The organism is Mesorhizobium sp. WSM4906 (assembly GCF_029674625.1).
Classification (GTDB): Bacteria; Pseudomonadota; Alphaproteobacteria; order Rhizobiales; family Rhizobiaceae; genus Mesorhizobium.
Genome location: NZ_CP121355.1, coordinates 527,553 through 550,587 on the forward strand (window position 1 = coordinate 527,553; position 23,035 = coordinate 550,587).

A 23,035-nucleotide genomic window follows, 5' to 3' on the forward strand; every position below is an offset into this window, starting at 1 on the left:
TCTTGGCGGCTGTCGGCGGAAATTTCAAACGTGGTTCCTTGATGCCGAAGTTTCGACTGATTGTTTGGCAGTCTCCCGCCCTCGAGATCAGCCGAGACGCCTATCCCTTCGTCATCCACGGGCGGAGCAAGGAGCGTAGCGACGCAGCGCAGACCCGAGGATCCATTCCGCGACGCCCGAGCGCTGCCGCGGTTCAGAATTCTGCGCCGTTGGGCTCTTCGGCCAATGTCACGGCATGGATTCCAGGGTCTCCGCGACGGAGCTTCGCTCCTGCTTCGCCCTGGAATGACGAACTTACTGGCCTAGGCCGGAACCGAACGCCCGATGCACAGGAATTCGCCGTCGAACGGCACCTCCTTCGCCGGGCCATTCGGGGCAAGGATGCGCAGTCGATCGGTCGCCTGTTCCAGACCCCTCGGTGGTTCAGCCTCGGCGAACGGAAGCGCGCCTATGACGTGGCGGAAGGAGACGCTCCGCCCTCCGGTCAATGCAAAGGCCGTCGCCACGCCTTCGCGCTTCAGCCAGTTGTCGCCGAGCGAGGCGGCGTGGCCGACCGCGGCGCGGCCGTCCTCGATGCCGAGCACGCCGACATGGCGGCCGCTCCAGGGCGCGTAGTCGCGCCCGCCATTGCTGAACCACAGCATGGTGACCGGCAGTTCGACCGGGTTCTTCAGCACCAGCACCAGATCCTGCTCGGCGCGGCGGGCCAGCGCCGTCCAGCCCGGCCCGCCGTGATCGGCCTCGACCAGGGTGATGAAATCCTCGCGCCGGTCATCCATGCGGTAGTCGGCGAGATCGGCGGTGCCGCCAGCGGCCAGAGGAAAATGCGCGAGATCGGTGGCACGGGCGGGATAGGCCAGGCGAAACCGGCCGCGCGCCGGATCGGGCTCCAGCGGGGTCGCCGGCGTGACCGCCAGACGCTTCGGCGAGAAGGCGAGCCGCCCGCCGTCCCGCATCGCCGTCATCGGATGATGGGCGATGGAAATCGCGCCGGAGCCGCCGGAAAAGACGTGCTCCTGGTAAAGGAAGGGATGGCCGTCGCGCAGCGTGAAGATCTTGTCGACGGCGGCGCCCATCACCTTGCGGCGCAGCCGGAAGACGGCTCGCCGGCCACCGGCAATGGCGCCGTTCTCGACGACGTCCCATTCGCTGTTGGCCGTCCAGCCATGCAGGGGCGCTTCCTCGACATCGCTGCTGGAAAACGGCGCGCAGAGGAAATCGCCCGACAGACGAGCCGTGCCTTCGGGGAGATTCTGCGGCAGGCTCTCGCGCGGCGAGCCGACCCAAGGCGCGCGGTGGAGCGGCATCAGGCGGCGCCCTTCCGCCTCGATCTCCATGGCGGCGATATGGCCGACGGCGAGATCGAGCGAGACGGAAATGCCCTTTGCGGTGATGGTGACCATATCCATTGATCCTGCCTCCCCCGAATCTTCGAGGCGGCAGCAAAGCCTGTCCGGTGCCGTTCGCGCAAGCGGGGCCATAGGCAATTTGCATCAGCCCCCACCCCTTATGGGGAGGGTCGGCGAGCGATCGAAGCAAAGCGAAGATCGCTTGATGGGGTGGGGTCCAACTAAATAAAAAGAGTCCTTTCGACCCCCACCCCGATCCGCTGCGCGGATCGACCCTCCCCACAAGGGGGAGGGTGGGAGGAGCCCCTACTGCCTCTTATACTCCCTGACCGGCGACTTCGTGCCGTCGGTATACGTCACCTGCACCGCCATCGACTTCACGTCGTCCTTCACCCTGAAATAGGGCTGGTAGTCCGAGGGGATGGCGTAAGGATCCTTGGCGTCGCAGGGCGGCATCTTGATCTGATTGTCGAGCGCGGTGCCGTTCAGGCTGTAGCGCACCTCCTTGATGGCGCAGCGGAAGGACAGCATCTGGGTGAAATAGACCAGCCCATGGTTGCCGCCGGCGTCGAAGGCGATCCATGACGTCCAGAACTGATCGAGAATCTGCTTGTTGCCCTGCTGGAGTGCCGAATCCGGATCGAAGCGGATATCGAACGGGCCGGTCTCACGGCCCCTGATGTCGAGATATTTTATGCCGATATTGGTGGCGGCGGTGCTGTCGGGCAACTCGAAGCTCGGATTGGGCATCGGCTTGCCGGTGCGCTGGTCGTTGATCGCCATCAGGCCGGTGTCGGTGAACGGGCCGCTGTCGCCGAGCCGCCAGGAGATCGCGGTCGCCGGTTCGGGCAGCGAGATCGTCATAGACCAGCCGGCGTTGGAGCGCGTCGGCGTCAGCGTCGGCACGAAGCGCGCCGGGTCGAGCACGTCGCCGAGCGCCACCAGCCGGCTGCGGCTGCGGTCGAGCCAGTCGGCGAGCTCCCTTTGGTCGACGAAATATTTGAGCAGCCCGCCATCCTTCTCGTAGGAGACGAACTTGGTCAGCGCCTGAGCCTCGCTGCGCTTGTCGGCCAGAGTCTGGCTGCCGAGCCGATCCTCCGAAAACTCCTGCGCCAGGAGGAAGTAAGCCGGCGCATAGTCGGGATTGGCCGTGATGAAGGCATCGAGCTTGTCGCGCCGCTGGGCGTCGTCGAACTGCAGGAGATGGACGAGCGTGATCGCAGGCGCCTTGGCCTTTTCGGCAAGCTGGCCGAACACTTCGCGGGCGCCGGCCTTGCCGTCCTGGACTCTCAGCAGCGTGGCGAAGCGCGTATAGGGATCGATGGCGTCGACATCGAAGCCGGCAAAGGCGAGATAGGAACGCCTGGCGTTGAGCATGTCGCCCGCCAGCTCATAGACGCGGGCGTTGTGGTAGAACTCGTCGGGACGCTTGGGATCGGCAATCGCGCCGCCTTGCGCGGCCAATTGGGCAAAGCCCTTGGCGATCGTGTCGATGGAGGCGGCGATCTGCTCAGTCGTCGCCTGCAGCTTTTCGGCCTGAACCTGCTGCTGTTGCTGGCCGGCGGCAAGCGTATCCGTGGTCTGCTTCACCGCTTCCACGGTCTTCTGCGTCTCGGCGCCCTGCGCGGTCTGCTGCTTCTCAGCCTGCGCGATCTGGTCGGTCTTCCGCGCCACCGTGTCGGTGGATTTCTTGACCTGTTCGACGGTCTTCTGCGTTTCGGTGACCGTCTGCTCGATCCTCGCCACCTTCTCGGAGACGATGCCGAGCGACTGCTGGAGCTCGGCCACCGCCGGCACCAGGGTGGCGATGACGCCGTTCTGGGAATTGGTCTCCTGCTGGATACCGTAGACGCCGCCGGCGATCGCAGCGGCGCTTGTTGCGAAGATCAGCGCCGGCATGGCCTTGGCCGCCAGCACCAGACGCAGCACCATGGCGATGGCGATAATCGCCGCCGCGACCGCCGCGATCAGCGCGATATAGGCGGCGAAGGGCCCGAGCGGATTGAGCACGTCCGACACCGCGCCGCTGACGAAGGCGACGCTGCCCGCCCATTTGCCGGTGCGGCTGAGCGAGGCCCTCAGCAGCGAGGTCGTGCCCGTGGCGATTTCCGACATGCCGATCCCCCCAAATCCAAGCCGGCGCATCATAGCGGCAAGGCGGTGGGGATGGCAAAGCGGGGTCGCAAGTGTCGCCCGAGGGCAGAACCTCACCGCAACTGCCAATGGCCAAGGTTGGGCGCTGCCCCTCACCTGCCTGCCGGCATCCTCTCCCCGTATAGTGACGGGGAGAGGGACGCTGTCGCCGCCGATTTCGCCAATCGCCAGCTTGCAGGAAAAGCGCCAAGGTAGCGGGCCAACTCCCTTCTCCCCGTCACTATACGGGGAGAAGGTGCCGGCAGGCGGATGAGGGGCAGCGCCGTCATCGGTGGCAAGGCAACCCGGTTCAACCCTACAAAACCTGGGCAAATGCCTTAATGCCGCCGTTAACCAAATGGACGCGGTGGACGCGGTACGGTAGCTTCGCCGCATCTCAGCAACAGCTTAAGAACAATTTTGTCCAGTCCGCGTCCCCTTCTCCTCCTCCAGAAACTGATCGCCGCGCTTGTCTTTCTGGTGCTGGTCGCCGGCTGCACCACCGCGGCGCCGCCGGAAAGCGTGCTCACCGTCCCGGCGCAGCCGCAGAAATACGCGGCGATCGTGGTCGACGCCTCGACCGGCAAGACCTTGTTCGAAGTGAATTCGACGGCGCAGCGCTACCCCGCCTCGCTCACCAAGATGATGACGCTCTACATGCTGTTCGAGGCGCTGGAGAGCGGCCGGGTGAGCAAGGAAACGCAGATCCCGGTCTCCGACCACGCCGCCTCGCAGCCGCCGACGAAGCTGCGCTTCAGGCGCGGCGAAACGATCGACGTCGATTCCGCCATCCGCGCCATGGTGGTGAAGTCGGCGAACGACGTGGCGGTGGCGGTGGGCGAATATCTCGGCGGCGGCAGCGAGGACCAGTTCGCCGCCATGATGACCGCCAAGGCGCGCCAGCTCGGCATGACCAGCACCAATTTCCGCAACGCCTGCGGCCTGCCCGACGACGGCCAGGTGACGAGCGCGCGCGACATGGCGGTGCTGGGGATAGCGCTCGAGCACCGCTTCCCGCAGCATTTCCACTATTTCTTCGAAAGCGACTTCATGTTCCGCGGCCGGCTGGTGCGCGGCCACAACGACATGCTGGGACGGGTGCGCGGCGTCGACGGCATCAAGACCGGTTATATCCGCGCCTCCGGCTACAACATCGTCACTTCCTACAATGCCGACGGCCGGCATCTGATCGTGGTGGTGATGGGCGCCCAAAGCGCGCGCCAGCGCAACGACCATGTCGAAGCGCTGATCCAGCGGAGTTTGGGGCCGACCGTCGCCGATGCGAAACCGCAGCTGATGTATGCCGGGCAGCAGCCGGCCGCTGCGGCGCTTCCCGGTCTGCCGCAGCCAGACTCGGCGTTGCCTGGCCTGTCGCCGCCGGCCGCGCCTGCGTCGCCGCTGCCGGGCCAGCCGGCGTCCGATTTGCCATCGCCGGATTTGGCGTCGCCCACTTCGCCGCTTCTGCCGGCGCAATAGAACGTCGCGGCGGACGTCCAGCGCCTCGTCATCCTAGGGCGAAGCAAGGAGCGGAGCGACGCAGCGCAGACCCTAGGATCCATTCCGTGACCGAGGAGCGTCGAGGCGGTTCAGACAGTGACGCCGAGACGCCAGCGTGGGCGTCCTCTGTTCTGCATCGCGGCGCTTTTCGGCAGGCGTAACGGAATGGATTCTAGGGTCTGCGCGACGTTTCGCGTCGCTCCGCCCTAGAATGACGAACTGAAAGTGGCGCGCCGTCCTATCCGTAGACCTTACCTAACCACCAGCACCGGGATCTCCGTCAGCGACACCACCTCCGCGGTCTGGCTGCCAAGCACCAGCCGGCCGATGCCGCGGCGGCCGTGCGAGGCCATGACGATGAGGTCGGATGCTTGCGCGCGGGCCGTGTCGAGGATCGCCTCGGCGGGCGCCTTGTTCTCGATATGCAGGACCTTCGCGCGCACGCCGGCCGCATCGGCATCGGCCTTGCACTTGTCCAGCACCGCGCGGGCATATTTGCGCGCGCTTTCCTCGTAATTGGTGAGCTCGTCGGCGGCGACATATCCGGCCATGGCGCCGCCCCAGGCTAGGGCCGGGAACGGCTCGGAGACGGTGACGAAGGTAACGGCGGCGCCGAGGCCCTTGGCGAGCTCCAGGCCGTGGGCGACGCCCTTGCCGGCGAGCTCGGAGCCGTCGGTGGCGATCAGAATGTGTTTGTACATGGTGGCGGTCCCTCTTCTGCGGGGCGACGCGCCCCTGGTGGCGGGAGCCTGATTGGGGGCAGGCTTAGGCTTGATGTAGTTTGTCGCGCCGGCCGGCCACAGGGGCGGGATGGTGCCAGGCGGCGTAGATCGTGGCGCCAGCGGGCGCGGATAATCGCAAAAGGCGCTCCCCCACTCCGTCTCGGGCTTCGCCCGAGCCACCTCTCCCCCACCAAAAAGGTGGGGGAGAGGAAATAAGGTCGCGCCCGTTCCTCTCCCTCGCGAAGCGGGGGAGAGGTGGCTCGGCGAAGCCGAGACGGAGGGGGGCGGGGCCGGCATACGCGATGACACTCCGGGGCTGGGAAGCTTCCCGCCCCCACCAATCACAAGAACTTGTTCGGTCACACGGCCTTCACAGTCGCGATGGATATGCCGCGCCGGCTTGGCGTATCGTATCGCAAAGCCTCGCGAACAGGAGCACTGACCATGGCCAGCGACCCGAAGGCATCCGCGCAAAAGCAAGCGGACAACGAGAACGAAAGCGGCGGCGAGTATCTCGAGGCGGCCACCGTGCCGGAGGACGCGCAAGACGCGGCCGACGAGATCCTCGAAGCGCCGGAGGTGCCGGATTCGGAGCCCACGCCGCCCGGCGCGGCGCGGGTCAAGCCCAAGAAGAAGCCGTCGGCGATCAGCGGCAGAAAGTTCCGCAAGCGCGACCTGGTGCGCATCGACGATCTCAGGCCCAGCCTTTCCGACCGCATCCGCGCTGATCATCCCGACCTGCCGCGCGGCGCCCGCATCAGCCGCCAGGAGCTTTCCCGCTACCGCATGCGCTACATGGAGGAACTGCTGCAGCAGGAGCATGGCGAATTCTCCGAGCTCGACCGCCAGGTGGTGGAATCGATCGCCAGGCAAGACACGATCTCGGAAAACTCGGAAGAGGAGTTCGAGGAGCACCGCTCCTTCGCCGACCGCGTCTCCGACACCATGGCCGAGTTCGGCGGCAGCTGGTGGTTCCTGATCTCGTTCGCGGCCGTGCTTCTGATCTGGATCGGCCTCAACCTGCTTCAGGGCGAGGCCAGGGCGTTCGACCCCTACCCGTTCATCCTGCTCAACCTGATGCTCTCCTGCATCGCCGCCATCCAGGCGCCGGTGATCATGATGAGCCAGAAGCGGCAGGAAGCGAAGGACCGGCTGCGCTCCTTCAACGACTACCGGGTGAACCTCAAGGCCGAGCTGGAAGTGCGGCACCTGCACGAAAAGCTCGACTACCTGATCTCGCGCCAATGGCAGCGGTTGGCCGAAATGCAGCAGATGCAGCTCGACGCCATGCATGAGCTGGCCGCGAAGAAGCAGAAGCGGGCGACAAGGGGCGTGAGGCGGCGGGCGGCGAAGAGCGAGGCAAAGGGCGCTGTGGCCGAGTGAGGGCCGCGCCGCCGTACGTGCCTGCGGCAATCGGTGGCTGCCTGCCTTACGTCCTGTGGGCGCACGACCACAGCTTTGCCTTCAAGTTTCTCGCCGCCCCAATTGCCCGTTGAAGCCGGGGGCGGCTTCCGCTAAGAAGCCGTGGCTGGCCGGCTCACCGGCCGGTTCATTTTCCGGTTTCCCGGGAAGCACCCGTAGCTCAGCTGGATAGAGCGCTGCCCTCCGAAGGCAGAGGTCACAAGTTCGAATCTTGTCGGGTGCGCCATCGATCTCGGTATCGAGGAAGGGCGGGCGGTGCCCGCCAGCAACAACTTCATTCGGGGCGCTTGGCGAACTCCTCGCCGGCAATCCGCACCGCCTGTTGCACGACGGGATAGCCGCTGTAAGGGACGAGGTTGAGGAGGGTTTCGAGCACCTCCTTGCGGCTCGCGCCGGCATTGAGCGCTGCATTGATGTGGACGCGCAGCGGGGCTTCGGCGGTCTTGGTCGCGACCGCGGCCAAGGCCGCGCAGGCCGTCAGTTCGCGCGTCTTGGGATCGATGCCTGGTCTTGAGAAAACATCGCCATACGAGTGCTCGACGATCATCCGGCCGATATCCGGTGCAATGTCGTCGAAGCTGCGGATGACGGCCTCGCCGGATGCTGCGGAGGTCTGTGCAAGCGTTGCGAGCCCGCGCGCGCGGCGCACCTCCCGGCTCTCGGACGCCGCAGCGGACGGCGCCGTGATCGCCGTGGCGTCGCGATCTGCCGCGAAGGCCTGTCGAGCGAGGCCGAAGGCGTTGAGTGCGGCGGGAAATCCGGCATAGACGCTAAGCTGCATCAGCGCTTCGGCAATCTCTGCGGGCGACAGGCCCTGCTTGAGGGCGGCTTTGAGATGGAAATCGAGAGCTTCGTTGCGGTTGCCGGTCGCCGCGAGCATCGAGATGATGGCTAGGTGCCTGGCCTTTGGTTCCAGACCCTCGCGCGACAAAGCCTCGCCGAAGGCGAAACCAATCGACCAGCGTGCAAGCTCCGGCGAGATCGTCTCAAGAGGCCGCAGATGGTCTTCGCCGTCGACTGCCGAGAGGACTTCCAGGCCGCGCCGGTATCGCTGTGTTCCGTCGTCGCTTGCCGGCGGCGGGGCTTCGAAAGCGATACGTCGTTCCTGGAAGATCTCGCGCACCAGGGCGATCGAATCGACGGCGCAAGGGAAGCCGAGGACCGCCACGGATACGAACAGCAACTCCACCAGATCCTGCGGCCTGCCTCCGGCGTTGAGGAAGCCTGTCATATGAAACTTGAGCTGCGGCTGGACGCTGCCCAGCGCCATCAAACAAGAGACCGTGCATATCTGCCGCAGCGGCAAATCCAGTCCCGGGCGGGAGAGAATATCGCCATAAGGGTATTCGACCATAAAACGCGCCAGGTCCGGCGACGCTTCCGCAAGCCGTTTGATCGGCAAGTCAAAGCCCTCGCCGCCGATTCGCCGAAGAACTTCCATGCCGCGTTCGAAACGCGTGCCGTTCGCTTCTTGAGCCATGGTCTGTCGGCACTCCCTTATCAAGCGCTTCATGTGGAGGTCTCGGGCATTTCGGCCATGCGGCAAGCCGTCGAGCCATCGGACATAGGTCCGCCAGCGACGCATATCGAGAGGCCCACACCGACGTCGATGTAGTGCGCCTCGTCATCGGGTCCTCCCGAGTCGCCGCCCACTTGACTCCATCATCAGTCTACACTTATCATAAGTCATGACTGTTGATAGCGCTCAGCTCGCCGCCCTTGGCGACACCACCCGCAGACAGATCTTCGAGCTGATCGCGGAGCGGCCGCGGTCGGTGGCGGAGATCACGCGGCAGGTCGCCGTGTCGCAGTCGGCGGTGTCGCAGCATCTCAAGGTGCTCAAGGATTCGCGGCTGGTGCGCGCGGAACCGAAGGGCGCCAGCAACGTCTACCACATCGATCCGCACGGGCTGGGCCAGATGCGCGCCTGGCTCGACCGGTTCTGGAGCCAGACGCTCGCGGCCTACAAGGAGGCCGTCGAGACCCCACCAGAGGAGCGATCATGAACACGAGAGTCCCCATCGCGTCGGTGAAGCAGTCCGTCGTGGTCGAGGCGCCGATCGAGCGCGCCTTCAAGGTTTTCACCGAAGGCTTCGGCAGCTTCAAGCCGGCCGAGCACAATCTGCTTGCCGTGCAGATCGCCGAGACGGTGTTCGAGCCCAGGGTCGGCGGCCACGTCTACGACCGCGGCGTCGACGGCAGCGAGTGCCGCTGGGCGCGGGTGCTGGCCTATGAGCCGCCCAACCGGGTGCTTCTGAGCTGGGACATCAGCCCGCAATGGCGGATCGAGACCGACTTGGACAAGACCAGCGAATGGGAAGTGCGGTTTATCGCCGAAACGGCAGAGCGCACCCGCGTCGAGCTCGAACACCGGAACCTGGAGCGCCACGGCCAGGGCTGGGAAAGCGTGCGCGACGGCGTCGGCGGTGATCAGGGCTGGCCGCTTTATCTGGCGCGCTATGCGGAGGTGGTGCGGCAGGGCTGACGGTAGCCCGGATTTGCACGATCGAGTCCCTTCGCACCCCCGTCTGTCCTGCCGGACATCTCCCCCACAAGGGTTACGGCATGCACACATTTCCAAGCGGCCGGTCTTTGGCGATAGCGTGCATGTCTAATGTAGCGCTGGTCGACCCCCACTCCGTCTCGGCTTCGCCGAGCCACCTCTCCCCCGATCGACGGGGTAGAGGAAGGGCGCCAAGCCTTTTGCCGTCAGCGCTCGTCCAGCAAGGCTCCCTTCCTTTCCCTCCGGAGGGGGGAAAGGTGGCGCTGCGAAGCAGCGACGGATTGGGGGAACCACGTGGCAATCAAGCCCTGGCTTGATCAGTCACGCCAGTCACAGAAGATGTGTGCCTAGCCACAAGGGGGGAGATTGGCAGCTTCGGCGCCCCGCTCATCTTTGAGACGTTGGAGATTGGGAGACGTTGGAGATTGGCGAAAGCTGGCGCGACATCCGATCTCCCCCCGTGTGGGGGAGATGCCCGGCAGGGCAGAGGGGGGCGCTGTCCCGCCGACGTTCGATGCTTAGTCTCTCTGCCCTAACAGGTAGCCAAGTGACCGCGCAGTGGGCTGACGATTGGCCTTCTGAGGCGCCATTTCCTCACCCCAGCGTCTCGCGGATCGCCGCCGCCAGCCGCTCCACCCCTTCCCGCATCTGCGCCGCATCGCACGCCGCGTAGCCCAGCACCAGCCCCTGCGTCGGCGCTGTGTTCTGAAAGTATTTCGACAGCGGCGAAACGTTGATCGCCCTCCTTGCCGCGGCCCGGCTGACCTCGATGTCGTCGATGCCTTCCTTCAGATAGCCCACCACCTGGATGCCGGCCTCGGCGGGCGACAGCGTGATCTCGTCGCGCAGGCGCTCCAAAACGATCTCGCGGAAAAGCTGGCGGCGCTGGGCGTAGATGCGGCGCATGCGTTTAAGGTGCCGGCTCATATGGCCTTCGGTGATGAAGTCGGCGAGTGCGGCCTGCAAGAGCAGCGGGGCGAACTGGCCGGTGGTGGAGATCGCGTTGACGATGCGGCCGGCGAGCTCGACCGGCAGCACCATGAAACCGATGCGCAGCGCCGGGAACAAGAGCTTGGCGAAGGTACCGACATAGATGACGCGGCCGGAGCGATCCATGCTCTGGATCGCCGGCACGGGCCTGCCCTGAAAGCGGTATTCGCCGTCGAAATCGTCCTCGATCACCCAGGCATTCGCGGTCTCGGCGATGTCGAGCAGGCGCAGCCGCTCCTCCATGCGCATGGTGATGCCGAGCGGATGCTGGCAGGCCGGCGTCACATAGACGAGGCGGGGCGAAAAGTCCGGCGCGTCTGACACTTTGTTGGAGCATGATCGTTCTCCGAAAACCGGTTCCCACTTTTCGGCATCATGCTCAAGACGCCAGCCGCGCTCCTGGTCGACCGGGATGGGCAGGATTTTTGCGCCGGCCACGGTGAAGGCGGCCTTGGCGCCGTAATAGCCAGGCTCCTCCATCCACACCGTGTCGCCGGGGTCGAGCAAAAGGCGGGCGAGCAGATCGAAGGCTGCCTGCGCGCCGGTGGTGACGACGATCTGTCCGGGGCGGCAGCGCACGCCGCGCGCGGAATAGAGATAGCCGGCGATCGCCTCCTTCAGCGCCGGGTGGCCGGTGACGTCATAGGTGCCGAACAAGGTCTCGCCGCCATGGCTGGCGCGGCGCGCCACCAGCCGGCCCCAGACGCCGAAAGGAAAGCTCGTCGCGTCCGGCATGCCGGGATGGAAGGCGACATGCCCCGGCCTGCCGTGGTGGCAGGGCTGGCTGAGCAGCTCCTCGCCGCGCCGCGAGGGCCGGCGCAGCGGCACCGGCGGCGCTTCGGCGAAAGCCTCGCGCGGGCCTTCCGGCAGGTCGACGATGACCGGGCGCGCGCCCCGGCGGTTGGCCAGATAGCCTTCGGTGACGAGCTGGTCATAGGCCGAGACGATGGTGTTGCGGCCAAGGCCGAGCTCGGCGGCCAAAGCGCGCGTCGAAGGCAGTTCCGAGCCCGGCGGCAGCGTGCGGTTGCGGATGATGGCGACGAGGCCGTGATAGAGCTGGCGCGACAGATGCTCGGTGCTCGAGCGGTTGACGGCCAGCATGTCGAGCGGGAAGGCCTGGGGCTTGGGATGGAGGGGGCGCATGGCTGTTAGTCTCTGTGGCCTGCTGGCAACGGAAGCGTCCAAGGAGCTCGCTTTGCAGCGTCGAGTTCCCGCCCACCCCCCTCTGGCCTGCCGGCCATCTCCCCCGCAAGGGGGGAGATCAGATGTCGCCCCGGCTTTCGCCAATCTCCAACGTTGCAAGGATGGCACCGCCAGCGGAGCTGCCAATCTCCCCCCTTGCGGGGGAGATGGCCGGCAGGCCAGAGGGGGGTGCCTCGCGCCAACGATGGACGCCTAGGTAGCTCTTCCATATGCCACACCGCTCCCTGATTCCTCCCCATCCTGCCACAGCCGCCGGCGCGCACAACTGGTTCCTTCATTTTCCGGAAAACTGGACCTCGCGATGGAGACAGAGCGGCGTAGACTCCAATTGCTGACGTTGGGGTAAGACGTCGACGAGAGGACTGGTTCGGGCAAGGCAACTGGGAGGGCGTCTGGCCAAACGAACGAGGCAGGGCTTTGCTCCTGCCGCCCGCAGCCATTTCCCTCCCGAAACTCACACCGCGCGGCTTTCCGGCCGTGGGTGGAAAGCGAGCAATGACCACAGTTCGACTTGGCATCAATCCGATCACCTGGACCAATGACGACGTGCCGGAATTGGGCGGCGACACGCCGCTCGAGACCTGCCTCGGCGAAACCGCGCAAGCGGGTTATGCGGGAACGGAGCTCGGCGGCAAGTTCCCGCGCGACAGCCGCATGCTCGGTCCCATCCTCGACCGTTACGGGCTGGCGCTGGTTTCCGGCTGGTATGACGGCCGCATCTGCGAGAAAGAGGTCGAGGACGAGTTCGAGGCGATCCGGCCGCATCTGACGCTGCTCAGGGACCTCGGCGCCAAACATGTCGTCTATGCCGACACCTCGCGCGGCCGCCATGGCGCGATCCACGATCCGATCTCGCAGCGGCCAAGGCTTTCGGCCGAAGAGTGGAAGCCCTACGGCGAAAAGATCACGCGGCTGGCCGAACGTTTTGCTGATTTCGGCGTCGGCATGGCCTTTCATCATCACATGGGCACGATCGTCGAGACCGACGAAGAGATCGACATGCTGATGAAGGTCACCGGCGAGGCCGTCGGGCTGCTCTACGACACCGGCCATTGCGCCTTCTCCGGCGGCGACCCGGAACAGCTTTTACGCCGGCATGTCGGCCGCGTCGTCCATGTCCATTGCAAGGACGTGCGCCCGGCGGTGCTGAAGAAGGCGCGCGCCACCGACATGAGCTTCATGGGCGCGGTGATGGAAGGCATCTTCACCGTGCCCGGCGATGGCGCGATCGATTATACGAGCCTGCTGAGAATCCTGGCCGACAAGGGCTATTGCGGCTGGCTGGTGGTCGAGGCCGAGCAGGATCCGGCGAAGGCGCATCCCTTGACCTATGCGACGATGGGCTACCGCAACCTGCGCGACCTCGCCCGCAAGGCCGGGTTCACCGTCGACGAGCGGAAGGGCTGAGGAACAAGCGGGGCGATGAGTTCGGTCCTGTTCAGAAACGTGGTCAAGAATTTCGGCGCGCTCAACGTGCTGCGATCGCTCGACCTCGCCGTGCCGGACCACAAATTCCTCGCGCTGCTCGGCCCATCGGGCTGCGGCAAGACGACGGCGCTGCGCATCCTGGCGGGGCTCGACATGCCGACCGCCGGCAAGGTCTTCATCGGCGAGCGCGACGTCACCCGGCTGCAGCCGCGCGACCGCGACATCGCCATGGTGTTCCAGAGTTATGCGCTCTATCCGCAGATGACGGTCGCCGAAAACATCGGCTATCCGCTGTGGATCCGCGGCACGCCGGACGCGGAGCGAAAGGCCAAGATCGGCGAGGTCGCCTCGATCCTCGAAATCGGCCATCTGCTCGACCGCCGGCCGCGCCAGCTCTCCGGCGGCCAGCGCCAGCGCGTCGCGCTGGCCCGCGCCATCGTGCGCGACCCGGCGGCCTTCCTGATGGACGAGCCGCTCTCCAATCTCGACGCGCGGCTGCGGCTCACCATGCGCGGCGAGATCAAGCGGCTCTGCCAGCGCCTCAGCGCCACCACCATCTACGTCACCCACGACCAGGTCGAGGCCTTGACGATGGCCGACCTGGTCGCCGTCATGCATGGCGGCGAGCTGCAGCAGATGGCGCCGCCCATCGAGGTCTACGACCGTCCGGCAAACCGCTTCGTCGCCACCTTCGTCGGCAACCCGCCGATGAACATCCTGCCGGCGGCACTCGCCGAGCAAGGCGTGAAGGTCGGCGCCAGGATCGTGCCGTTGGAGCAAACGCGGCTCACCCAATGCCGCCAGGCCGAGATCGTCGAGATCGGGCTGCGCCCGGAAGACTGCAGCGTCGCCCAGCCAGGCGAACCGTGCGCGCTGCCCGGCGAAATCTACGTCGTCGAGCCGATGGGCAACGAGACGCTGGTCAATGTCCGCCTCGAAGGCGGCAACGTCTCGGTACGGGCCGGCCGCGATTTCAGGGGCGCGGTCGGCGAAAGCATCGGCGTCGCCTTCGACCCGGCGAACGCCTGTTTCTTCAATTCGGCCGGCCTCACCGCCGTCCACAGGGTCAACAGCAATGGGAGAGTGAAATGATGCATTCCAGCAGACTTACTCGCCGCTCCGTCATCAAGGGCGGGCTTGGCCTGGCTTTAGCCACCACGGCCCTCACCACGCTCGGTCTGCCCATGCCCGCCAGGGCAGCCGGCAAGAAGGTCATCATCGGCGCCTTCGCCGATGGCGGGCTGACGCCCTTCAAGCAGAAGATCATCCCGCTGGCGAAGGAGCAGGGCTTCGACATCGAATTCCTCGAGGATGAATATGGCGTGACGCTGGAGAAGTGGTTCGCCGACGCCCAGAGCGGCGCCGGCCAGTACGACCTCTATCTGCTCGACGATCCATGGGTGCCGCAGTTCGGCGCCGCCAACGTGCTCGAGGATCTCGGCGCCGGCGGCATCGACGGCTCCGACAAGGACTGGATCGGCTCGATGATCGACATGGGCTACTGGCCGCCGCAGCAAGGGCCGCGCGTCAAGGGCTTCGAGAACGCCAAGCCGACGCTGATCTGCGTGCCCTTCGTCGGCGACCTGCAGACGCTCACCTACCGCAACGACGTCTTCACCGGCGGCGCGCCCAAGACCTGGGACGAGGTGATCGCAAAGGGCAAGGAAGGCGTCGCCGCCGGCAAGATCAAATACCCGGTCGTCTTCCGCGGCGTTTCGGGCAACCCGATCGTCACCAGCTGGTATCCGGTCTTCCTGTCGTTCGGCGGCTCCTTCTTCGACGACAAGTGGAACCCGATCTTCAACTCGGCCGAAGGCAAGGCCTCCGCCGACTTCTTCGTCGGCACGATGAAGCAGAACGCGCCGAGTGGGGTGGTCGAGTTCGACTCCGACCAGGAAGGGGCGGCGATCCTCGGCGGCGAGGCCGGCGCCATCATCCAGTATTCGGGCAATGCGCTGAAGGCCGACGATCCCGCTCAGACCAAGGTGGCGGGCAAGCTCGATTTCGGCGTCGTGCCTAGCCAGGCAAAGGCGATCGCGCAGATGGGCATCTTCATCGCCGGCGTGCCGAAATCGGCGCCCAACAAGGCGAACGCGATCGAGTTCCTGAAGTGGTATGTCAGGGCCGAGACCCAGGCCAAGCTGTCGGAAGCGGGCTCGATCCCGGTCAAGCGCAGCGCTTTCGGCATCGCCAAGCCGGGCAACCGGCTGATCCCGGTCGCCCTCAGGCAGCTCGACGCCGGCGCGCTGCCGAGGCCGCGCACGCCCGACTGGGCGAAGGTCGAGGAACTGCTCGGCATCGAGCTCAACAAGGCACTGCAGGCCGGTTCCGGCGGCGGCGCCGCGCTCGACACGGCCGCCAAGCAGGTCAAGGACTATCTGACCACGGCCGGGTACTACTGATGCAAGGCGCAGCGCAGGCGCGCAAATATCGCCTGCAGGGGGCGGGGCTCGACCTCGCCCTCCCATATCTCATGCTGGCGCCGGGGCTGATGATCGTGCTCGGCGTGCTCGTCTATCCGCTCTGGGACGGCCTCAGGGCCAGCACCAGGGCCTACCGCTACGGCTCGCCGATCTCCGATGTCGGCCTGCAGAATTATGTGCATTTGTGGAGCGACACGCAGTTCCTCAACGCGCTCTGGATCACGGTGAAGTTCGTCACGCTGTCGGTGTCGTTCGAGGCGGTGCTGGGCTTTGCGCTAGCGCTGTTTTGCCTGCGCGAATTTCGCGGCATCCGCCTGCTCAGGACGGTGCTGATCATCCCGATGGTGATCACGCCGGTCGTCGTCGCCATCGTCTTCCGCCTGATCTACGCCAGCGACGCCGGCATGCTGACGGCGCTGTCGGAAGCCATCGGCGGCGGCGAAGCGCAGATCCTCGGCAACCCGCTCAACGCCTTCATCGGCCTTGTCGTGCTCGACGTCTGGGAGTGGACGCCGCTGATGTTCCTGATCCTGCTCGCCGGGCTGCAATCGCTGCCGCACGAACCGTTCGAGGCCGCGCGGGTCGACGGCGCCGGCGCCTGGCGCGTCTTTGCCGATCTGACGTTCCCGATGATGCGGCCGGTACTGGCGGTCGCCATTGTGCTCAGGACCATCGATGCCTTCGGCACCTTCGACCAGGTCTTCGTGCTGACCCGTGGCGGGCCGGGCGAGGCGACGAGGCTGATCTCGATCTACGGCTACGACACCGCGTTCAAGTTCCAGCAGACCGGCTACGCGGCGGCGCTGTTCGTGACGATCGGCCTCGTCGTGCTCGCGCTCGCCTTCAGCGCCATCCGGCTTCTGCGCAGGATCGACGCGTCATGAGTACCCGTCTGGCGCGCATCGTCACGACCCTCTTCGTCCTGGCCGTCGTGCTTTTGCCAATCTACTGGCTGGTCTCCACCTCGCTCAAGTCCAACCGCGAGATCACGCAGGAAGGCACGCTCTATCCGCACGTGCCGACGCTCGACAACTATGTCCGGCTGTTCACCGAAAAGCAGTTCGGTTCCTACCTGACGAACTCGCTGGTGGTGACCTTCTTCTCCGTCGCCATCGCGCTGGTCGTCGGCGCGATGGGCGCCTATGCGATCGTCAGGTTCCGCCTGCCTTTCGCCATGGAGGGCAAGGTCGGGCTGTTTCTTTTGACGCTGCGCATCATCCCCCCGGTTGTCATCCTGATCCCGGTCTATCTCTTGATGCTGAGCCTCGGCCTGCTCGATACCTGGCTCGGCCTGATCGCCACCTACACCGCCTTCAACGTCACCTTCTGCGTCTGGATGATGGAAAGCTTCTTCCGCGAGATCCCCGTCGATCTCGAGGAAGCCGCGATGGTCGACGGCGATTCGCGCTTCGGCGCCTTCCGCCGCATCACCCTGCCGCTGGCGGCCCCCGGGCTAGCGGCGACCGCGATCTTCGCCGTGCTGGTCACCTTCAACGAGTTCCTGTTCGCGCTGGCGCTGACGGCGACGCCGCGCGCGATGACCATGCCGCGCGGCACGGCGACGCTGATCGGCCGCATCGACACCGACTGGGCTTCGATGGCGGCGGCCGGCGTCATCGGCGCGCTGCCCATCGTCTTCTTCGCGCTCCTGGTGCAACGCCATCTGGTGCGCGGGCTCACCATGGGCGCGGTGAAATGAGCGCCGGCGAAACATGAACCTGGCTGTCGCGCGACAGGGCGGCCCGACAGGAAAGTCGAAGCGCATGATAGATGTTTGTCTTTTCGGAGTGGGGCTGATCGGCCGTGTGCACGCCGGCAATCTGGCGCGCCATCCAAGGGTGCGGCTGCGCTACATCGTCGATCCCAATCGCGAAGCGGCCGCCAAGGTCGCCGCCGCCACCGGCGCCGGGATAGCCGACACCGACACCGTGATGAACGACCCGTCGGTGAAGATGGTGTTCATCGCTTCCGCGACGCGCACGCATGCCGAGCTCGCCATGGCAGCGGCGGCAAAAGGCAAGGCGATCTTCTGCGAGAAGCCGATCGATCTCGATCTCGAGCGCACGGACGAGTGCCTGGCCGCGGTCGAGAAAGCCGGCGTGCCGTTCCAGATCGGCTTCAACCGCCGCTTCGATCCGAGCTTCCGGGCGCTGAAGGAGCGCCTTGCCGCCGGCGAGATCGGCGCCGTCGAGCAGGTCATCATCACCAGCCGCGACCCCGAACCCGAAACCGAGGAAGCGCTGGCCGGGGGCGGAGGCGTCTTCCGCGAGATGACCATCCACGACTTCGATATGGCGCGAAACCTGCTTGGCGAGGAGCCGGCCGAGCTTTTTGCAACCGGCTCCTCGCTGGTGGCGCCGCAATACAGGAAGCTCGGCGACTACGACACCGCGATGTTCATCCTGCGCACCGCGTCCGGCCGGCAGTGCCACATCAACAACAGCGTCAGGGCTGCCTACGGCTACGACCAGCGCATCGAGGTGCATGGCGCCGAGGGCATGCTGCAGGCCGGCAACCGGCTGCCGACCTCGGTCGAGATGTACGGCGGCAAAGGCATATCGCGCGACAAGCCCTACTACTTCTTCGTCGAACGCTACGCCGAGTCCTACGCCGCCGAGATCGATCATTTCATCACCTGCGTCGAAACCGGCAGGAAGCCCGCCGTCACCGCCGGCGACGGCCGCAAGGCCATGATCCTTTGCGAGGCGGCGCTTGCCTCCGCCAGATCCGGCAGGTTCGAGCCTGTGAAGCTCTGAGCGGATGGTCTCAACTCGGGAGTCCTGAAAATGAAGATCGGCATGATCACCGACAGCCTGGGCAACCTTTCCTTCGACGAGATGCTCAACGCCTCGGCCGAACTTGGCCTGGAGACGCTGGAATTCGCCTGCGGCAACTGGTCGTCGGCGCCGCACATCGATCTCGCGGCCATGCTGGACAGCGCTTTGACCCGCGCCGAATTCGTCGCCAAGGTCCGCGACCACGGGCTGACAATCGCTGCCCTCAACTGCTCGGGCAACCCGCTGCATCCGGGACCGCAGGGCAAGAAGCACCGTCAGATGACCGAGGACACGATCCGGCTGGCGAGCCTGATGGGGATCGATCGCGTGGTGATGATGTCCGGCTTGCCCGGCGGCCCGGGCGATGCCAACCCCAACTGGATCATCACCGACTGGCCGCCCGAATGCGCCGAAATCCAGCGCTACCAGTGGGACGAGTGCATCATTCCCTACTGGCGCGATCTCGTCAGCTTCGCGAACAATCTCGGCATAGGCAAATTGTGCCTGGAGCTGCATGGTCATCAGGCCGTCTACAACGTCCAGACGCTGTTTAGGCTTCGAGATGCCGTCGGCGAAACCGTCGGCGCGAACTACGATCCGAGCCACCCGCTCTGGATGGGCGCCGATCCAATCGCCGCCGTGCGCAAGCTCGGCTCGGCGATCTACTATGTGCATGCCAAGGATACGCGCATCGAACCGATACCGGCAGCCGTCGACGGCGTGCTCGATGCGCGTCCGCCGAACCACTATGCCGATCGGGCCTGGAACTACATCACGCTGGGCTATGGTCACGGCGAGACCTGGTGGCGGCAGTTCTGTGTCGCGCTGAAGCAGGTCGGCTACGATGACGTGCTCTCCATCGAGCACGAGGACATGATGCTGTCGCCGATGGAAGGCATGCGCAAATCCGTGGCGTTGCTGCGCAACGTCGCCATCAATCTGGCTTGATGCAGGCGGATCGCCTCGCAAGGCCGATGCCGCCGCCGAGCCTGGTCGCGGCGCTGGCGTGCGAGCCCAAGCTCGTCGCCAAGCATCCGGCGCTCGGCGATTTCCTGCGCAGCCGATGGGCCGACGCCGCCTTCATGACGGCGGCCGGCATGGCCGAGGCCCCGGCTTCCAACCACCACGCTGATCAGGCTGCTGACGCTTCTCGGCTATTCGAACTTCCGCAGTTTCCGGGACGCCGTGCGCGCGCAGCTCAGATCGGGCTGAAGGTCAGGGCACGATCCCCCTGCAGGCCCACGCAACGTTGGCGAAGGATCTCGGCCCATCCGGCCGTCCGGCCTCATAGGCATCGCGGACGGCGGCTTCGACGCGCGTCCGCTCCGCCGCATCCAGCGTGGTCATGAACTTGCCGAGCGGGCCTTCGCCGGCGCCGATCGGCGCCCAGTAGTCATCGAAGTTCTGGTAGTCCATACGGATCGTCAGCTCGGTTTCGCTGACGTCTGCCAGCCCTGTTCGACAAAGGTCCGCTGCATCTCGCCGGGCTGCATCATCGGCTGGAAGCAATAGCGATTGCGCATCTGGCGCCCGGCCTCGCTGAGCGCCGCCACCGTGTCGATCATCATGCGCATGCCCGTCATGCCGCCGAGATGGTCCCAGACCACGGCAGCGACCACGCCGCCCGGCCGCACCACGCGGCGCATCTCGGCCACCGCATTGCCGGCTTCCGGAACGAAGTGCAGCACGAGCAGGGCAAGGGCGCGGTCAAATGTGTTGTCCGCGAAGGGCAGCGCAGTGGCGTCGGCTTGACTGATGGTGACGCGTGGATCGGTGTTCCTCTCCTTCGCCGCCGCGACGAAGACCGGCGAGAAGTCGATTGCTCGGATCTCGGCGAGATCGGCGGATTTCGTCAGTTCGAAGGTCAGGCTGCCGGTGCCGCAGCCGACGTCGAGGATCTTTTCGCCTTTGGCCAGGCCGGCGAAGTCGATGAACTTGGGGGCCAGCCTGCGGCTCCAGCGCCCCATGAGCTGCTCATAGCCGGACGCCGCGTGAACGGTGAAGCTCGATGTCATCAAGGCCCTCCCTGGTTATGCGTCCAAGCTAAGTCTCGACGGCATTGCTGCCAAGCGCAGAGCAATCGACGGTATCGAACGCAGAATAGCGCAATGCGTGCCGGCGCCTGTGTGGGCAATTTCACGGTGGCCAATCTATGCATCAGCCTCAAGCTTTCGAAAGCAGCGCCTGCACCGTCTCTATCGGCATCAGCATCACCCGCTCGCCAAGCGGAGACCCAATGAAGCCGTGCCGTTGATAAAAACCCATCGCTTCATCGTCGATCGCATGCGTCACCACGGCACGAACCCCGGCAATGTCCGAGACCGCTAGACAGCGCCGCAGCGCATCCGAAAGCAGGTCGCTGCCTAAGCCTACTCCCTGGAACGCCTGATCGACGGCCAGACGGCCGATCAGCAGCAAAGGGATTTGCTCGGGCATGCCGTGCCGCAGCCGTGCGCTTGGCAGCGCAACCCGCTCCTCCATCGCCGTCGAGATCGCGTAATAGCCGACGACGCGATCGTTCGCGTCCGCGTCACAGACGACATAGGTTCGGGCTGACAGGCCCTCGCCGGCCAAGGCGCGATTGCGCAGCCAGTCGTCGAGGGATGGATGCTTGCCGTTGCGAAATTCGGAAACGTCGTGGCCGACGGTCAGCCGTTCCGGAGGGCGGACTTGCAGTTGCCCAGCGGGCATCAGCGCTCCCAGGCCGGCTTGCGCGTCATCCGCGCGCGAAGTTCCTCGGACGGTTTGCTGGGCGTGTCGAGCAGATCGAGAAATTTCTCATGCGCATCGGCGTCGAGAAAGAAGGCGCGCTGATCGAGGATGGTCTCCTCCGCCTGTTTGCGGGCGCTGTCGAGCATGAACTCCGACAGTTTCTGCCCGCGCAAGCTCGCGGCGCGGCTAAGAACAGCCTTCATCCCCGCTGAAGCGCGGATCTGAATCACATCATCCTTGCGCGCTGCGTCGCGACTGGACTGCGCCATCGAAAATCCTCCTGTTCAGGATCGGATATCTAGCTATTGTCACGACAATGTCAATACAACGCAGAGCGGCCAGCAGGCTGGGATCGCTCATCCTGTCTTCACGGTCGCCACGCTCTCCCGCTCCACCAGCGGGCATTCCAGCTTGGTGATCGGGTAGCGGCCGTGGCCGGGCGTCGGCGGGGTCTCCAGCTGCTCGATCGCCCATTGGCCCATCGCCAGATGCGGCAGGATCGACGTCGTCAGCGGCGGGAAAAGGTGGCGGGCAATCTCCTCGTCGTCGTAGCCGACCACCGAAATGTCCTGCGGGATATGCAGGCCGGCTTCCTTCAGCGCTTCGTAGCAACCGATCGCCGTGCGATCGTTCTGGCAGAAGATGGCGGTCGGGCGGTCCTCGAGCGCAAGCAGCTTCACCGTCGCGGCATAGCCGGCGCTGGCCGACCAGTCGCCCTCGACCACCAGCTCCGGATCGAAAGGGATGTCGGCGGTGGCTAAAGCGCGGCGATAGCCTTTCAGCCTATCCTGCGCCGCCTGCATCCAGGGCTCGCCGGTGATGGTGGCGATGCGCCGGTGGCCGTGGCTGATCAGGTGCCGGGTAGAGCTCTGGCCGCCGGCGATTTCGGAAGGCACCACGGCCGGGAAGGCATAGTCGGCGGTGTAGCAGTTGAGCAGGATGACCGGGATGTCGAGACTGTAAAGAAACTCGGGCGCCGTGATCTCGCGGGTGAAGATGGTCATGTAGATCAGCGCCGAGATGCCTCGCCGGGTGAGCGCTGAAATGGCGCGCGGCTCCATCACGGCATCGCCCATGGTCTGCGCTACCAGGAGCACATTGCCGGCATTCCACGAAGCCTGGCGCGCGCCCTCGATGGCGACCACTGCCTCGGGGCTGGTGGCGAGCTGGTCGACTGCGAAGCCGATGACGCCGTCCAGCCCCTCGAAGGGCGCGACGGGCGGGCGGAGCGCCGAAAAGACCGGCGGCGAGTAGCCAAGCGCTCTCGCCGCCTCGATCACCCGGTCGCGCGTCTGCTGCGACAGCCTGATACCCGGCGAATTGTTGAGCACGAAGGAGACCGTCGCCTGCGAGCAGCCGGCGGCCCTTGCTATGTCGGTCATGGTGACGCGACCCTTGGGCTTGGCGGTGCGTCGCCTGGACGTCTCCGGAGGATCACGCAGTTCCGTCGGTTCGCTCATGGTCGTTTCCCAAAACCCTGCCGGCTGTCGAAGCGATAGCGGCAAGATGATCGAGGTCAGCGCATTTATCGGAAACGCGCGTGATTTATAACTATTATCGATACGCCATCTTCCTCGCCAGCCGCGCCGCCTGTCAACGAAAAATAGGCGTTCGACATCGGATGGCCCGGCTATTTTCCGCGCATACCCGCATTGGAGCGTTTCCCCGTCTCACGGAAACGGCGAACCGCTCTATCTCTTTGTTTTGACGCAATTCCGGACGGAAAACCGTTACACACTTTCCTTGAATTGCTTTAGCGACGGAGTGTTTCCGCCGCCGCTCTCCTCTCTTCGCCTGAGCGCCCCAGCCGACGATCTCCTCCGCGGCCGGTGCCTCTTGATGCATACTAATAGTCTTTACTAATAGCCGTAAGCGT

At 65.4% G+C, this 23,035-nt stretch carries 19 protein-coding genes, 1 tRNA gene and 1 pseudogene; 12 read left to right on the forward strand and 9 right to left on the reverse strand.

The window, feature by feature from the left end:
* Positions 1-302: 302 nt before the first annotated feature.
* Together QAZ22_RS02410 and QAZ22_RS02415 are read right to left on the reverse strand one after the other, a co-directional pair.
* Positions 303-1,409: a hypothetical protein gene (locus QAZ22_RS02410; RefSeq protein ID WP_278205401.1), complete on the reverse strand. Its 1,107-nt coding sequence runs from the start codon at positions 1,407-1,409 to the stop codon at positions 303-305.
* Positions 1,410-1,655: 246 nt separating this feature from the next.
* Positions 1,656-3,464, reverse strand: coding sequence for a methyl-accepting chemotaxis protein (locus QAZ22_RS02415; protein ID WP_278205402.1), 1,809 nt, complete (start codon positions 3,462-3,464; stop codon positions 1,656-1,658).
* A gap of 438 nt (positions 3,465-3,902) precedes the next feature.
* On the opposite strand from QAZ22_RS02415, the gene QAZ22_RS02420 reads away from it, so the two are divergent.
* Complete coding sequence (locus QAZ22_RS02420; protein ID WP_278205403.1) at positions 3,903-4,958, forward strand: D-alanyl-D-alanine carboxypeptidase family protein; 1,056 nt, start codon at positions 3,903-3,905, stop codon at positions 4,956-4,958.
* Positions 4,959-5,230: 272 nt separating this feature from the next.
* On the opposite strand, the gene QAZ22_RS02425 is transcribed toward QAZ22_RS02420, so the two are convergent.
* Positions 5,231-5,680 (reverse strand): universal stress protein, encoded by a 450-nt coding sequence (locus QAZ22_RS02425; protein ID WP_278205404.1) that lies wholly within the window; start codon positions 5,678-5,680, stop codon positions 5,231-5,233.
* A gap of 465 nt (positions 5,681-6,145) precedes the next feature.
* Here QAZ22_RS02425 and QAZ22_RS02430 point away from each other — a divergent pair, with 465 nt between their 5' ends.
* A complete protein-coding gene (locus QAZ22_RS02430) occupies positions 6,146-7,084 on the forward strand; it encodes a DUF1003 domain-containing protein (protein ID WP_278205405.1) in 939 nt (312 codons plus the stop codon).
* A gap of 188 nt (positions 7,085-7,272) precedes the next feature.
* Positions 7,273-7,349 (forward strand) — tRNA-Arg (locus QAZ22_RS02435).
* Between the two features lie 48 nt (positions 7,350-7,397).
* Here QAZ22_RS02435 and QAZ22_RS02440 read toward each other — a convergent pair.
* Positions 7,398-8,636 (reverse strand): carboxymuconolactone decarboxylase family protein, encoded by a 1,239-nt coding sequence (locus QAZ22_RS02440; protein ID WP_278205406.1) that lies wholly within the window; start codon positions 8,634-8,636, stop codon positions 7,398-7,400.
* Positions 8,637-8,811: 175 nt separating this feature from the next.
* Here QAZ22_RS02440 and QAZ22_RS02445 point away from each other — a divergent pair, with 175 nt between their 5' ends.
* A complete protein-coding gene (locus QAZ22_RS02445; protein WP_278205407.1) occupies positions 8,812-9,129 on the forward strand; it encodes a metalloregulator ArsR/SmtB family transcription factor in 318 nt (105 codons plus the stop codon).
* The gene (locus QAZ22_RS02450) at positions 9,126-9,608 is read left to right on the forward strand and encodes an SRPBCC family protein (RefSeq protein ID WP_278205408.1); all 483 of its coding nucleotides are present in this window, start codon (positions 9,126-9,128) and stop codon (positions 9,606-9,608) included. Before QAZ22_RS02445 ends, QAZ22_RS02450 begins: the two co-directional genes overlap by 4 nt.
* Before the next feature lie 612 nt (positions 9,609-10,220).
* Here the strand turns inward: QAZ22_RS02450 and QAZ22_RS02455 are convergent.
* Entirely contained in the window at positions 10,221-11,759 is a 1,539-nt protein-coding gene (locus QAZ22_RS02455) for a PLP-dependent aminotransferase family protein (protein WP_278205409.1), read from the reverse strand.
* A 555-nt stretch (positions 11,760-12,314) separates the two neighbouring features.
* On the opposite strand from QAZ22_RS02455, the gene iolE reads away from it, so the two are divergent.
* The 7 genes from iolE (at position 12,315) to QAZ22_RS02490 (ending at position 19,395) form a co-directional block, all read left to right on the forward strand.
* On the forward strand, positions 12,315-13,226 hold the full coding sequence (gene iolE / locus QAZ22_RS02460; RefSeq protein WP_278205410.1) for a myo-inosose-2 dehydratase: 912 nt from the start codon (positions 12,315-12,317) through the stop codon (positions 13,224-13,226).
* A 15-nt stretch (positions 13,227-13,241) separates the two neighbouring features.
* Positions 13,242-14,339 (forward strand): ABC transporter ATP-binding protein, encoded by a 1,098-nt coding sequence (locus tag QAZ22_RS02465; RefSeq protein WP_278205411.1) that lies wholly within the window; start codon positions 13,242-13,244, stop codon positions 14,337-14,339.
* The gene (locus QAZ22_RS02470; RefSeq protein ID WP_278205412.1) at positions 14,336-15,649 is read left to right on the forward strand and encodes an extracellular solute-binding protein; all 1,314 of its coding nucleotides are present in this window, start codon (positions 14,336-14,338) and stop codon (positions 15,647-15,649) included. The genes QAZ22_RS02465 and QAZ22_RS02470 overlap by 4 nt, the downstream gene beginning before the upstream one ends.
* Positions 15,649-16,554 carry a sugar ABC transporter permease gene (locus QAZ22_RS02475; protein ID WP_278205413.1) on the forward strand — a complete coding sequence of 302 codons (906 nt, stop codon included), beginning with the start codon at positions 15,649-15,651 and terminating at the stop codon, positions 16,552-16,554. The genes QAZ22_RS02470 and QAZ22_RS02475 overlap by 1 nt, the downstream gene beginning before the upstream one ends.
* Positions 16,551-17,369 carry a carbohydrate ABC transporter permease gene (locus QAZ22_RS02480; protein ID WP_278078097.1) on the forward strand — a complete coding sequence of 273 codons (819 nt, stop codon included), beginning with the start codon at positions 16,551-16,553 and terminating at the stop codon, positions 17,367-17,369. Before QAZ22_RS02475 ends, QAZ22_RS02480 begins: the two co-directional genes overlap by 4 nt.
* A gap of 64 nt (positions 17,370-17,433) precedes the next feature.
* Positions 17,434-18,426, forward strand: coding sequence for an inositol 2-dehydrogenase (gene iolG, locus QAZ22_RS02485; RefSeq protein WP_278205414.1), 993 nt, complete (start codon positions 17,434-17,436; stop codon positions 18,424-18,426).
* A 30-nt stretch (positions 18,427-18,456) separates the two neighbouring features.
* Positions 18,457-19,395: a sugar phosphate isomerase/epimerase gene (locus QAZ22_RS02490; protein ID WP_278205415.1), complete on the forward strand. Its 939-nt coding sequence runs from the start codon at positions 18,457-18,459 to the stop codon at positions 19,393-19,395.
* Between the two features lie 267 nt (positions 19,396-19,662).
* On the opposite strand, the pseudogene QAZ22_RS02495 reads toward QAZ22_RS02490, so the two are convergent.
* The 4 genes and pseudogenes from QAZ22_RS02495 to QAZ22_RS02510 all read right to left on the reverse strand — a co-directional run bounded on the left by QAZ22_RS02495 (position 19,663) and on the right by QAZ22_RS02510 (position 22,619).
* Positions 19,663-20,462, reverse strand: a pseudogene (locus QAZ22_RS02495) (class I SAM-dependent methyltransferase).
* Between the two features lie 148 nt (positions 20,463-20,610).
* A complete protein-coding gene (locus tag QAZ22_RS02500) occupies positions 20,611-21,138 on the reverse strand; it encodes a GNAT family N-acetyltransferase (RefSeq protein ID WP_278205416.1) in 528 nt (175 codons plus the stop codon).
* Complete coding sequence (locus QAZ22_RS02505; protein ID WP_278205417.1) at positions 21,138-21,428, reverse strand: DUF1778 domain-containing protein; 291 nt, start codon at positions 21,426-21,428, stop codon at positions 21,138-21,140. Before QAZ22_RS02505 ends, QAZ22_RS02500 begins: the two co-directional genes overlap by 1 nt.
* 87 nt (positions 21,429-21,515) lie before the next feature.
* Entirely contained in the window at positions 21,516-22,619 is a 1,104-nt protein-coding gene (locus QAZ22_RS02510; RefSeq protein ID WP_278205418.1) for a LacI family DNA-binding transcriptional regulator, read from the reverse strand.
* Positions 22,620-23,035 lie beyond the last annotated feature (416 nt).

Excerpts from the sequence above, each read along its gene's own strand:
- iolG (WP_278205414.1), top strand. The coding sequence starts at position 17,434 with ATGATAGATGTTTGTCTTTTCGGAGTGGGGCTGATCGGCCGTGTGCAC.
- QAZ22_RS02490 (WP_278205415.1), top strand. The coding sequence starts at position 18,457 with ATGAAGATCGGCATGATCACCGACAGCCTGGGCAACCTTTCCTTCGAC.
- QAZ22_RS02465 (WP_278205411.1), top strand. The coding sequence starts at position 13,242 with ATGAGTTCGGTCCTGTTCAGAAACGTGGTCAAGAATTTCGGCGCGCTC.
- QAZ22_RS02480 (WP_278078097.1), top strand. The coding sequence starts at position 16,551 with ATGAGTACCCGTCTGGCGCGCATCGTCACGACCCTCTTCGTCCTGGCC.
- QAZ22_RS02450 (WP_278205408.1), top strand. The coding sequence starts at position 9,126 with ATGAACACGAGAGTCCCCATCGCGTCGGTGAAGCAGTCCGTCGTGGTC.
- QAZ22_RS02470 (WP_278205412.1), top strand. The coding sequence starts at position 14,336 with ATGATGCATTCCAGCAGACTTACTCGCCGCTCCGTCATCAAGGGCGGG.
- QAZ22_RS02430 (WP_278205405.1), top strand. The coding sequence starts at position 6,146 with ATGGCCAGCGACCCGAAGGCATCCGCGCAAAAGCAAGCGGACAACGAG.
- QAZ22_RS02500 (WP_278205416.1), bottom strand. The coding sequence starts at position 21,138 with ATGCCCGCTGGGCAACTGCAAGTCCGCCCTCCGGAACGGCTGACCGTC.
- QAZ22_RS02455 (WP_278205409.1), bottom strand. The coding sequence starts at position 11,759 with ATGCGCCCCCTCCATCCCAAGCCCCAGGCCTTCCCGCTCGACATGCTG.
- iolE (WP_278205410.1), top strand. The coding sequence starts at position 12,315 with ATGACCACAGTTCGACTTGGCATCAATCCGATCACCTGGACCAATGAC.
- QAZ22_RS02415 (WP_278205402.1), bottom strand. The coding sequence starts at position 3,464 with ATGTCGGAAATCGCCACGGGCACGACCTCGCTGCTGAGGGCCTCGCTC.
- QAZ22_RS02505 (WP_278205417.1), bottom strand. The coding sequence starts at position 21,428 with ATGGCGCAGTCCAGTCGCGACGCAGCGCGCAAGGATGATGTGATTCAG.
- QAZ22_RS02410 (WP_278205401.1), bottom strand. The coding sequence starts at position 1,409 with ATGGATATGGTCACCATCACCGCAAAGGGCATTTCCGTCTCGCTCGAT.
- QAZ22_RS02440 (WP_278205406.1), bottom strand. The coding sequence starts at position 8,636 with ATGAAGCGCTTGATAAGGGAGTGCCGACAGACCATGGCTCAAGAAGCG.
- QAZ22_RS02445 (WP_278205407.1), top strand. The coding sequence starts at position 8,812 with ATGACTGTTGATAGCGCTCAGCTCGCCGCCCTTGGCGACACCACCCGC.
- QAZ22_RS02475 (WP_278205413.1), top strand. The coding sequence starts at position 15,649 with ATGCAAGGCGCAGCGCAGGCGCGCAAATATCGCCTGCAGGGGGCGGGG.
- QAZ22_RS02510 (WP_278205418.1), bottom strand. The coding sequence starts at position 22,619 with ATGAGCGAACCGACGGAACTGCGTGATCCTCCGGAGACGTCCAGGCGA.
- QAZ22_RS02425 (WP_278205404.1), bottom strand. The coding sequence starts at position 5,680 with ATGTACAAACACATTCTGATCGCCACCGACGGCTCCGAGCTCGCCGGC.